Genomic DNA, 11662 nt, shown 5'->3' on the forward strand with positions numbered 1-11662 from the left:
GGGGCAGGCATGGTGTCAACCACGGTGAGGGGAGCGGCCATGCGTCGTGGCGGACCTTCGGTGCTCGGAATCGTGCTGGCGGGCGGAGAGGGCAAACGCCTGATGCCGCTGACCGCGGACCGGGCCAAACCAGCGGTCACCTTCGGCGGTACCTACCGCCTCGTAGACTTCGTGCTGTCCAACCTCGTCAACGCCGACATCATGCGCATCTGTGTGCTGACCCAGTACAAGTCGCACTCGCTGGACCGGCACATCACCACCACCTGGCGGATGTCCAGCCTGCTCGGCAACTACGTCACCCCGGTCCCGGCCCAGCAGCGGCTCGGCCCGCGCTGGTACCTGGGCAGCGCGGACGCCATCCTCCAGTCGCTGAACCTGGTGCACGACGACGGGCCCGAGTACGTCGCGGTGTTCGGCGCCGACCACGTGTACCGGATGGATCCCCGGCAGATGCTCCGGCAGCACATCGAGGGCGGCGCGGGCGTGACGGTGGCCGGGATCCGCGTGCCCCGCTCGGAGTCCTCCTCCTTCGGCGTGATCACCCCGGGCTCCGACGGGCAGATCGTGGAGCGCTTCCTGGAGAAGCCCGCCGATCCGCCGGGCCTCGCGGACGACCCGGAGTGCGTCTTCGCCTCGATGGGCAACTACATCTTCACCACCAAGGCCCTGATCGAGGCCCTGCACCGGGACGCCGAGGACGACAGCTCGGTGCACGACATGGGCGGCTCGATCCTGCCCCAGCTCACCGCCCGCGGCGAGGCGCAGTTGTACGACTTCAGCGCCAACCACGTCCCCGGCGAGACCATCCGCGACCAGGGCTACTGGCGGGACGTCGGCACCCTCGACGCCTACTACGACGCCCACATGGACCTGATCGCCGAGCGCCCCGCCTTCAACCTCTACAACCGCCAGTGGCCGATCTACACCCACTCCGGCCAGCTCTCGCCCGCCCGCTTCAACGCCGGCGGCATCGCGAGCGAGTCCATCATCAGCGCCGGCTGCCTGATCCGCGGCCAGGTCACCCGGTCCGTGCTGTCCCCGGGCGTGCGGGTCGACCCGGGCGCGGTGGTCCAGGGCTCGGTGCTGCACGACAACGTCCGCATCGGCCGGGGCGCGGTCGTGCGCGGGGCGGTCCTCGACAAGAACGTGGAGGTGCCGCCCGGGGCGACGATCGGCGTCAACCCGGAGCGGGACGCGGAGCTCTACACGGTGTCCAAGGGCGGGGTGATCGCGCTCGGCAAGGGGCAGCAGGTGTCGTAGGGCCCCCGGCAGGCCCCGGCGGCTCAGCCGGTCAGCGGCGGGAAGTGGGTCATGGTCACCTCGCTGGTCCGGCGCAGGTCGTCGGCGAGGCTGAACTGGAGGTACTCGCTGCCCGGCTCGGTGTGCACGGGTACGTGCCCCGGCGGGGCGTAGAAGGCCTCTCCGCCGCGGTACACCTCGTCGTGGTCCGGGTAGCGGAACGTGAGCTCGCCCTTGAAGACGTATCCCCAGTGCGGGCACTGGCAGCGGTGCTCGGGCAGTGCCCGCAGCAGCGGGGTGTGGTCGACGTCCTCGCGGAACGTCAGGAAGTCCACCGTGTAGGGCTCGAGGTCCTCGGAGCGGTCGACCACCGGGCCGTAGTCGCCGCCCTGCGTGGCCGTGTCCCTGGAAACCTTCGGCATCGTCCTCGCCTTCTTTCCGCTGAGGAGGGCCGCTGGGGATGTCGGCTGAGGATGCCCGCTGAGGACGCCGTCCTCCCTCCGCCGAGGGGGTGGCTGCCTCCATTGTCGGCGCGCGACGCGTTGCGCGCGATCCGCGCGCCCTCCCCGGCTTCCGGGCCCGCGGCCCGCAGGATGCGGACAACGATGTCGAACCTCCCGGAGGTCACATGAGAGGGACCCGGCGCCCGCGGCTGTGCCTGGCCGGGGTGATGGCGGCGTCCGCGCTGCTCGCCACCCCCGCCGCACGGGCCGCAGAGCCGTCCGACGGCCACCTCACCGACCTGGTGAACCCCTTCATCGGGACCCAGAACGAGGGCAACACCTTCCCCGGCGCGGCCGTGCCGTTCGGCATGGTGCAGCTCTCGCCCGACACCGGGCACAGCACCGGCTACGACCACTCCCAGGACCACATCCGCGGCTTCTCCCTGGTCCACCTCTCGGGCGTCGGCTGCCGGATCGGCGGCGACCTGCCCGTGCTGCCGACCACCGGCGAGGTCACGCGGACCGACTACGCCCGGTACGCGGCCGGCTTCCGGCACCAGGACGAGACGGCGAGCCCGGGCTACTACCGGGTCGGCCTGGACTCGGGGATCGAGGCCGAACTCACCGCCACCGAGCGCACCGGCGTACAGCGCTACACCTTCCCCGCCACCGACCACGCCAACGTCCTGCTGAACGCGGCGCAGGCACTGCACAAGCCGGTCACCAGTTCGGTGGAGATCCTCGACGACCGGACCGTGCGCACCGCGATCACCGGCCACGGCTTCTGCCGGGAGACCGGCCCGTACACCGTGTACACGGTCACCCGTTTCTCCCGGCCCTTCACCGCGTACGGCACCTGGGACGGCACCACGGTCACCGCGGGCTCCCGCAGCGGGCGCGGCGGCGCCTACGTACGCTTCGACACCACCCGGGACCACACCGTCGAGGCGACCACCGCACTGTCGTACGTCGACGCGCGCGGCGCCGAGGTCAATCTGCGTGCCGAGGGCGGACGTTCCTTCGACGCCGTCCGCGAGCGGGCCCGGCGGGCCTGGGAGCGCCGGCTCGGCGCCGTCCGGGTCCGGGGCGGCGACGCGACCCTGCGCCGCACCTTCTACTCGTCGCTTTACCGGTCGTTCCTCGCCCCCAACACCGGCAGCGACGCGGACGGCCGCTACACCGGCTGGGACCGGCGGATCCACCGGGCCGAGGGTTTCACGTACTACCAGAACTGGTCACTGTGGGACACCTACCGCACCCAGTGCCAGCTCCTCGCCCTGCTCGCGCCGCGCGAGGCCCGGGACATGGCGATCTCGGTGGTCAGGGTCGACGAGGACGGCGGCTGGCTGCCCAAGTGGGGCTACGGGCCCGTCGAGACGAACATCATGACCGGCGACCCGGTGACCCCGTTCCTGACCACCGCCTACGAGTCGGGTCTGCTCGAGGGGTACGAGGAGCGGGCCTACCGGGCGCTGCGGAAGAACGCCGATGGCGTGCCGCCCGCGGACTATCCGGGGGTGGGCCGGGAGGCCAACGCGGAGTACCTCGGATACGGGTTCGCGCCGTACATCAAGGACCGCCCGCGCACGAAGCCGGGCGACTCCGACTACCACGAGGGAGCCTCCGTCACCCTGGAGTACGCCCTCTCGGACGCGATGCTCGCGCAGATGGCCCGGAGCCTCGGCCACCACGAGGACGCGGCCCGCTATGCGGCCCGGTCGCGCGGCTACCGCAACGTCTTCGACCCCTCGACCGGTTTCTTCCGGGCCCGGGACGCCTCCGGCGCCTTCACCGGCCCGGCCGACCCGGCCGCCGGCGTGGGTTTCCACGAGGGCACCGCCTGGCAGTACCAGTGGCTGGTGCCGCAGGACATCCCCGGCATGGTTCGCCTGATCGGCGGGGAGCGCGCGGCGAACGACCGGCTCGACGCGTTCTTCGCCTACGACCGGCTGCTCGCGGACCCGGCCCGCACCGCGCGCGAGGCGTGGGTGCACGGTGGTGCGTACGATTACTACAACGCGGCCACGTACAACCCGCAGAACGAGCCCGACCTCATCGCGCCGTACACGTATCTCTCGACCGGCGAACCGTGGAAGACGACCGACGTGGTGCACGCGGCGCTGACCCTGTTCACCGACGCGCCGACCGGCATGACCGGCAACGACGACCTCGGCACGATGTCCGCCTGGCACGTGCTGTCGTCGATCGGGATCTTCCCGGTGCAGCCCGGATACGGCACCTGGGGACTGTCCACGCCCGTGTTCGACCGGGTCGACCTCACCCTGGACCGCCGCTACTGGCCCGGCGGCGGCCTCACGGTCACCGCGCCGGGGACCTCGGCGACCGACCGCTATGTACAGGGGGTGCACGTGGACGCGGCGGCCCATGACCGGACCTACCTGACGACCCGTGAGCTGCGGTCCCTGCGCTCCCTGGCGTTCACGGTCGGCCCGCGCCCGTCGGAGTGGGGTACGTCACCCCAGGCGGCGCCTCCGGTGCTGAAGTGACCTCAGGCGTCCCGTGTGTCCCGCCCGTTTCAAGAGGGGCGGGACTTAATCTGCTGTTAACTGAGCGTAGCCTGACCGTACTTGACCGTAATCGCCTGGCGAGGATTGACTTCAGACTCACCGCCCACCCCCCTCCACCCGTCGTCGACGCGAGGCAAGCCATTGACTTCCGACCCGCTCGCTCCTCTCGATCTGGCGTTCTGGAACATCGAGTCCGACCGGCACCCGATGCACCTGGGCGCGCTCGGCGTCTTCTCCGCGCACTCGCCCACCGCCGGCGCCCACGCGGCCGACCTGCTCGCCGCCCGTGCCGCCGCCGTGCCCGGCCTCCGCATGCGCATCCGCGACGTGTGGCAGCCGCTCGACCTGCGCGGCCGGCTGGGCTCCTTCGGCGGCGCGGCCCGTGAAGTGGACCCCGACTTCGACCCGCTCAACCACGTGCGGCTGCACGCCCCGACCGGCGACTTCCACGCCGTCGCCGGCCGGCTCATGGAACGCCCGCTGGAGCGGTCCCGGGCCCCCTGGGAGGCGCACGTCCTGCCCGGCGAGGACGGGGTGTCCTTCGCGGTCCTGTTCAAGTTCCACCACGCGCTGGCCGACGGCCTCAGGGCGCTGACCCTGGCCGCCGCCGTGCTGGACCCGATGGACATGCCGGAGCGCCGCCCACGCCCCGTCGAGCCGCCCCGCGGGCTGCTGGCCGACCTGCGCGGCCTTCCCGGCCGGGTGCCGGGGGTGCTGCGCGGCACGCTGTCCGACGTGGGCCGGGCCCTGGACATCGGCGCCTCCGTCGCCCTGTCCGCCCTGGGCGTGGCCTCCTCCGCGGCGCTGGCCTCCGGCTCCAGCGGCACCCGGTGCACCGCCGGGGTCGACCTGGACATCGACGACGTGCACCGGGTGCGCAAGGCCGTCGGCGGCACCGTCAACGACGTCCTCATCGCCGTGGTCGCGGGCGCCCTGCGCCGCTGGCTGGACGAGCGCGGCGACGGCAGCGAGGGCGTGGCGCCGCGGGCCCTGATCCCGGTCTCCCGGCGCCGCCCGCGCACCGCGCACCCACAGGGCAACCGGCTCTCGGGTTACCTGATACGGCTCCCGGTCGGCGACCCCGACCCGCTCGCCCGCCTCGCCCGGGTCCGTACGGCGATGGACCGCAACAAGGACGCCGGCCCCAACCGGGGCGCGGGTGCCGTCGCGCTGCTCGCCGACCACGTGCCCGCGCTCGGCCACCGGCTCGGCGGACCGCTCGTCGGCCAGGCGGCCCGGCTGTGGTTCGACATCCTGGTCACCAGCGTGCCGCTGCCCGGCCTCGGCCTCCGGCTCGGCGGGCACCCTCTGACCGCGGTCTACCCCTTCGCCCCCCTCGCCCCCGGCCAGTCCCTCGCCGTCGCCATCTCCACCTACCGCGGCCACGTCCACTACGGCCTCGTCGCCGACGCCGAATCAGTACCGGACCTGGACCGCCTGGCCCGAGCGGTGACGGCCGAGCTGCAAACCCTGCTCGGGGTCTGCGCCTCCTGACGGGGGGCCGGGGTGGCGGCGGGCCTCGCCCACCGCCCTGCCCGGGCCGGCCGTCCGCCACGACAACGCCGGGCCTCGGCGGGCTCGGCCCGGGCGGTGACCGACGAGGTGGAGGCGCCGAGGGCGGTGTGCGATCCCGACCGGGCGGGTCCGGTGGCGGCGGCCGGTCGCTGTCGTGCGTGTCGCTGCTCGTTGCGGTCGGGTCGCTCGTCGGGGGCGTGCCCGTACGTGGTGACGGGCGAGGTGGAGGCGCGGAGCGTGGTGTGCGCCCCTGGCGGGGCAGGTTCGGTGGCCGGTCCCGCCCGCCGCCGGTCGCGTTGCCGCGCGTCGCGGCGGCGGCCTCGCCCACGGCGGCCCCCGGCGCCCCACCCCGCCCCGTCGTCGGCGCCGTGGCGGTACCGGACCTGGACCGGTCGGCCCGGACGGGTCACGTGCGCGTACCGACATGCCCACGGGCGGGCCTCGGCAGGACGGCGCGGGCCGTGCCGAGGTGACCGAGCCGCGCATGTCCGGGCACGTCCCGACGGCCCGGGCGGGGTGGGGATGACGGTCCGGGGCCGTGTGACCCGAGCGGAGCGGTTTGGCGATCGGGGCCCGCGCTGCCGTAAAATCCACCGTTCTGGGGCGGGCGCGAGTCGGAGCGCTGCGCGAGTGATCAGGGAAGCGGCAGCGCGATGACGGTGATACAGGACGGCCCGATGGCCGAGGACGAGGCGGTCTACGGCCCCGGCATCGACCCCGAGCGCCTGGCCGTCTGCCTCGGCGTGCTCGAGGAGCTCGACAAGCTGGAGGTCGACCACCCCGACGCCATCGCGGTGCGCCGGGCCACGGCCGGCATCTACCGCACGGTCAAGCAGCGCCGCCGTCAGGAGCGCCGGGCCGCGAAGACCGCCCACGACAAGGTGGTCACCGAGGCCACCGCGACCGGCTCCGCCCAGCGCATCGACGACGAGACGGAGGGAATCCTGCCGTCGTCGATCACCGAGGAGGGCAGGATCGCGGGGATACTCCAGCGCCCGCGCTCCTGTTACACCTGCAAGTCCCGCTACGTCGAGGTCGACTACTTCTACCACCAGCTCTGTCCGGACTGCGCCCGGACGAACCGGCTCAAGCGCGATGTCCGGGCCGACCTCACCGGCAAGCGCGCGCTGCTCACCGGCGGCCGCGCCAAGATCGGCATGTACATCGCGCTGCGGCTGCTGCGCGACGGCGCCCACACCACGATCACGACCCGCTTCCCCAAGGACGCCATCCGCCGCTTCAAGGCCATGGACGACTCGGCGGACTGGATGCACCGGCTGGAGGTCGTCGGGATCGACCTGCGCGACCCGGCACAGGCCGTGGCCCTCGCCGAGCAGGTCGCCGCGGCGGGCCCGCTCGACATCCTGATCAACAACGCGACGCAGACCGTGCGCCGCCTGCCCGCCGCGTACGCGGCCCTGGTCGAGGGCGAGAGCGCCCCGCTGCCCGCCGGGGAGCTCCCCGCCCACCACGTCATCGGCGCCTTCGGCTCCGGCGCCGTCGACGGCATCGCCGCGCTGCCCCTCGGCACCAGCGGCCTGGACGCGCAGAAGGTCGCCGACCTCGCGCTCGTCGCGGGCAACGCCAGCGTCGCCCGGCACCTCGACGGCACCGCCATCGACGCGGGCGGCCTCGTCCCCGACGTCGTCGAGAGCAACACCTGGGTGCAGACCATCGACCAGATCTCGCCGGTCGAGCTGCTGGAGACCCAGCTCTGCAACTACACGTCGCCGTTCATCCTGATCAGCGCCCTGCGCCCGGCGATGGCGGACGCCGCGCGGAAGGCCGCCGGCGGCCGTGCGTACGTCGTCAACGTCTCGGCGATGGAAGGCGTCTTCAGCCGCGGCTACAAGGGCGCCGGGCACCCGAACACCAACGCCGCCAAGGCGGCCATGAACATGGTCACGCGGACCAGCGCCGAGGAGATGTTCCAGTCCGACGGCATCCTCATGACCTCCGTCGACACCGGCTGGATCACCGACGAGCGTCCGCACTACGACAAGCTCCGCCTGGCCGAGGCCGGCTTCCACGCCCCCCTCGACCTGGTCGACGGCGCCGCACGCGTCTACGACCCGATCGTGCGCGGCGAGGCGGGCGAGGACCTGTACGGCGTCTTCCTGAAGGACTACGCGCCGGGCAAGTGGTGAGACGGCGCCCGAACGGGCCCGACGGGCGTGGAAAACCGTTGGCCTGCTCGGGCAGCGGCGCCCTACCGTGGGGGACGAAGCGCCGACGTGCCCGGTGCGCAGGTAACGCGTTCTTCGTGGTTCGATTCCACACAGGTCCACCATCCGGGGCCTGTGGCCCCTCGGGGGGCAAACCGCGTCACCGACCCGACCTCGGGCACCCGGCGCCTCCCGCCGTGCCCGCGGCCCTCAGTCGACCGCCCCCAGGCGGGAGTTGCGCGCCGCCACCAGCCCCAGCACCGTGCGCCAGTCCTCCAGGACCCCGGCGTCGAAAGCGGCGACCGCGGCCTCCTCGACGGCGAGCCGCAGGCGCAGCAGATCGTCGTCGCCGCCGGGACCGTCGTCGCCGGGCTGCCCGCGCACCAGCCGGCAGACCCGCTCCCCGAGCAGTGCGCGCACCGCGCGGCCCGCGGCGTCCGCCTGCCCCACCCCGGCACCCGGCACGAGCAGCCGCCCGATGCCCGCGACCAGCCCGGCCACCTGGAGTTCCTTGTCGGCGGGCCGGGCACGGCGCAGCAGCGCGGCGGTGCGCAGCCCGGGGTCGTACCGGCAGGCGTACAGCAGATCCATCAGCTCCTCGACGCTGCGCAGCTCCATGCGTCAGTCCTCCCGCGAGACAGCCGTTCCCGCCCGCCAGCAGATCATGGCCGGCTTTCGGCTCGGCCAACGGAACCTGAACTGCGCGGCGAACCGGATCCAGGCGTGGCGGGCGGGCCTCAGCCCTTGACGGCCTCCACGATCCGCAGGGCGGCCTGGGCGGGCGTGAGGTGCGTGGTGTCGACGACCTCGGCCTCGGCGTGCAGCCATGTGCGGGCCGCCTCGGCGTAGGGCTCGAGGTATGCGAGGCGGAACGGGGAGGGGCCGAGGACGGTGTCCCCCTCGATGCGCCCGCGAAGGGTGTCCTGGTCGGCGTGGAGGACGAAGTGCCGTACCGGGATGGCATGCCGGGCGAGGCCCGCGCTGATCTCGCGCCAGTACTGCTCGACCAGGACGGTCATGGGCATCACCAGGGTGCCGCCGGTGTAGTCGAGCACGCGGCGGGCCGTCTCGACGACGAGCGGCCGCCACGGAGGCCAGTGCTGGAAGTTGGTTGTGGTGGGCAGGCCCGGCGTGATGTCCATGAGTGTCTCGCCCACCTTCTCGGCGTCCAACACCCGTGAATCCGGGATCAGTTGCTGCACCAAGGGGCTTGTCGTCGTCTTGCCCGCACCGTGGGTGCCGTTGATCCATACGATCATGGGCCCCGATGCTAGCGCCGTGCGGGCCAGGAGCCGCGGCCGAAGCGGTAATCGAACCTGCATTCGGTTGGATAGGTCAAGATACGCGAAAGTTACACCTTGTTTGCACTCCCTATCGAGCGGGACCCCGCTCATTTGGTTAACCTGGGTGCGGACGGACAGCAGCACGGGGTCCCACCCACACCCATGGTCCGTACGAGTTACCGGCGCCACCGCGTCCGAACTGGCCTTCCATCCAGACCCGAGCGGGCGTCAGGCGGCAGATCACAGACTGTCCGGTACGCCCCGAGGGTGACCCGACACATAAGGAGTGCGCGGTGACACCGGAGAAGACGAATCGCGATCAGCGCCCCAAGGAACGCACGGAGCGCGCGGGCCGTGGGCCCACGGAACTCGGCAGCCTCGACGTGTGGGCCAGGTCCGCCCCGATCCGCCTCGCGGGCTACGAGGACGACCTCGCCGAACCCCACATCCTGCCGAGCGTGGACTGACCCGCAGAGGGGTCGTACCCGTCGCGATCGCCGAAGGCATGGGCGTGCGAGACTGACGCCGATGCTGATCAGGGAAGCCGTGGCCGACGACTGGCGACGCATCTGGCCCATCTGGCACCGGATCGTCGCCCAGGCCGAGACGTACGCATGGGACCCGGACACCTCTCAGGAGGCCGCCCGGGCCCTGTGGATGGGCCCGGCCAAGCGTGTCTACGTCGCCGAGGACCCCGGCGGAGCCCTGGTCGGCTCCGCCTATCTCACCGCCAACTACGGCGGCCCCGCCGCCGAGGTCGCCAACGCCGGCTTCATGGTCGACCCCGACCAGGGCGGCCGTGGCATCGGCCGCGCCCTCGCCGAGCACGTCCTCGCCGCCGCACGGGCCGCCGGCTACCGGGCGATGGTCTTCAATGCCGTCGTCGAGACCAATCCCGCCGTCAAGCTGTGGACGTCCCTCGGCTTCACGATCATCGGCACGGTCCCGGAGGCGTTCGAACACCCCCGGCACGGCCGGGTCGGCCTGCACATCATGTACAAGTCACTGCGCTGAACCGCGCCGGCCGCGCTGAGCCGCCCCGAGCCGCGCTGTGCCCCGCGTCAGCCGATCGGTGCCGTCCGCTGCCACGGGCGCAGGCCCTCCAACTGCTCCGCGACCTCCAGCAGCAGCCCCTCGGACCCCGGACGGGCGACCAGCTGTACGGCGCAGGGCGCACCGGAGGGCAGCGTGCCGAAGGGGACGGACATCGCCGGCCAGCCGGTCAGATTCCACGGCGGGGTCAGCGGCGAGTAGTTCGTGTTGGCCAGCACATTACGCAGCCAGCCCCGCTCGTGCCAGGGCCCGGCCTTGGGCGAGCGCCGGGCGAGGGCCGGGGTGAGCAGCACGTCGTGCTCGGCGAAGAACGGCTCCAGGCGGCGGCGCAGCCGCTCCCGCTGCTCGCCGGTGCGGACCGTGCGGACGAATCGGCGCCCCACCGCCGCGTGCACCCGGGTCCGCCGGGCCAGCCGCGCCGGGTCCAGGTCTTCGGCGTCCACCGCGGTGCCCGCCGTCCAGTGCTGCAGCGCGGTGACGCCCAGCGACGCCGGATACGGCGGCTCGGCGCGCCGCAGGCGGTGCCCCGCCCCGGCCAGCAGCCCCGCCGCCTCCCGCACCGCGCTCGTGTACGGCTTCCCGACGCTCACCCCGAGCAGCGGGCTGCGCAGCGAGACGGCGATGCCGAGCGGGGCGGGGTCCGCGCGGGGGCCGAACTCGGCGTCGGCGAGGACCGAGAGCATCAGCCGCAGGTCCTCGACCGTGGTCGCCAGCGGACCGTTCTCGGACATGCCGAACCAGTCGCCGTGGCCGATGGCCGCCGGCACCACCCCGTGCCCCGGCTTCAGCGTGACCAGGCCGCAGTTGGCGGCCGGGATGCGCAGGCTGCCCATGCCGTCGTTGCCGAGGGCGACCGGTACCAGGCCGGCGGCCACCGCGGCGGCGCTTCCGCCGGAGGAGCCTCCCGCGGTCCGCGACAGGTCCCACGGGTTGCGCGCGGTGCCGTGCACGCCCTCGGTGGTGCCGAAGACGCACAGCTCCGGCACGTTCGTCAGCCCCACGACCACCGCGCCCGCCGCCCGCAGCCGGGCCACGGTGACATGGTCGTCGGCCGCGGGCGCCTCGGAGGTCGCGGCGGAGCCGTTGCGGGTCGTCTCGCCGCGTACGGCCAGGTTGTCCTTGACCGCCACCGGCACGCCGGCCAGCGGGAGTTCCGCCAGATCCGTGCGGCCGGCCACCTCGTCCGCCTCGGCGAGCGCCGCCTCGGCCCGCACCGTCCGGAACGCGCCGGTGCGGGCGCCGAGATGCTCGATCCGGGCGAGGTGCTCCGCGACCACCTCGCGGGGCGTGACCCGCTTGTCGCGTACGGCGGCGGCGATCTCGGCGGCGGTCCGGCCGACCCAGCTGGTCACGGGCGCTCCTGAGGGGACCTGAGGGGAAGGGACATGGACGTACCGGCCGGTAGGCCCGGTACGTAGGGAGAACTGTGCCCGCTC

General features: G+C 73.1%; 10 protein-coding genes. 6 read left to right on the top strand and 4 right to left on the bottom strand.

Annotated elements, in window-relative coordinates:
* The first annotated feature begins 39 nt into the window (after positions 1-39).
* Positions 40-1260, top strand: coding sequence for a glucose-1-phosphate adenylyltransferase (gene glgC / locus ACH45E_RS29800; protein ID WP_361452308.1), 1221 nt, complete (start codon positions 40-42; stop codon positions 1258-1260).
* Positions 1261-1283: 23 nt separating this feature from the next.
* Here glgC and ACH45E_RS29805 read toward each other — a convergent pair whose 3' ends face one another.
* Positions 1284-1661 carry a hypothetical protein gene (locus ACH45E_RS29805; RefSeq protein WP_361452311.1) on the bottom strand — a complete coding sequence of 126 codons (378 nt, stop codon included), beginning with the start codon at positions 1659-1661 and terminating at the stop codon, positions 1284-1286.
* A gap of 206 nt (positions 1662-1867) precedes the next feature.
* On the opposite strand from ACH45E_RS29805, the gene ACH45E_RS29810 reads away from it, so the two are divergent.
* The 3 genes from ACH45E_RS29810 (at position 1868) to ACH45E_RS29820 (ending at position 7872) form a co-directional block, all read left to right on the top strand.
* Complete coding sequence (locus ACH45E_RS29810; RefSeq protein ID WP_361452314.1) at positions 1868-4189, top strand: GH92 family glycosyl hydrolase; 2322 nt, start codon at positions 1868-1870, stop codon at positions 4187-4189.
* Positions 4190-4351: 162 nt separating this feature from the next.
* Positions 4352-5704: a wax ester/triacylglycerol synthase family O-acyltransferase gene (locus tag ACH45E_RS29815; RefSeq protein ID WP_361452317.1), complete on the top strand. Its 1353-nt coding sequence runs from the start codon at positions 4352-4354 to the stop codon at positions 5702-5704.
* Positions 5705-6378: 674 nt separating this feature from the next.
* On the top strand, positions 6379-7872 hold the full coding sequence (locus ACH45E_RS29820) for an SDR family NAD(P)-dependent oxidoreductase (protein WP_361452320.1): 1494 nt from the start codon (positions 6379-6381) through the stop codon (positions 7870-7872).
* Between the two features lie 228 nt (positions 7873-8100).
* On the opposite strand, the gene ACH45E_RS29825 is transcribed toward ACH45E_RS29820, so the two are convergent.
* Both ACH45E_RS29825 and ACH45E_RS29830 read right to left on the bottom strand, forming a co-directional pair.
* Positions 8101-8508, bottom strand: coding sequence for a hypothetical protein (locus tag ACH45E_RS29825; RefSeq protein WP_361452323.1), 408 nt, complete (start codon positions 8506-8508; stop codon positions 8101-8103).
* Between the two features lie 119 nt (positions 8509-8627).
* Positions 8628-9149 (bottom strand): AAA family ATPase, encoded by a 522-nt coding sequence (locus tag ACH45E_RS29830; protein ID WP_361452326.1) that lies wholly within the window; start codon positions 9147-9149, stop codon positions 8628-8630.
* Positions 9150-9466: 317 nt separating this feature from the next.
* Between ACH45E_RS29830 and ACH45E_RS29835 the strand changes: the two genes are divergently transcribed.
* Positions 9467-9640 carry a hypothetical protein gene (locus ACH45E_RS29835; RefSeq protein WP_361452329.1) on the top strand — a complete coding sequence of 58 codons (174 nt, stop codon included), beginning with the start codon at positions 9467-9469 and terminating at the stop codon, positions 9638-9640.
* A gap of 61 nt (positions 9641-9701) precedes the next feature.
* A complete protein-coding gene (locus tag ACH45E_RS29840; RefSeq protein WP_361452332.1) occupies positions 9702-10187 on the top strand; it encodes a GNAT family N-acetyltransferase in 486 nt (161 codons plus the stop codon).
* 47 nt (positions 10188-10234) lie between these two features.
* On the opposite strand, the gene ACH45E_RS29845 is transcribed toward ACH45E_RS29840, so the two are convergent.
* Entirely contained in the window at positions 10235-11578 is a 1344-nt protein-coding gene (locus ACH45E_RS29845; protein WP_361452335.1) for an amidase family protein, read from the bottom strand.
* Positions 11579-11662: the final 84 nt, after the last annotated feature.

Origin of the sequence: Streptomyces sp. NPDC020299 (genome assembly GCF_044387825.1) — a bacterium.
GTDB lineage: Bacteria > Actinomycetota > Actinomycetes > Streptomycetales > Streptomycetaceae > Streptomyces.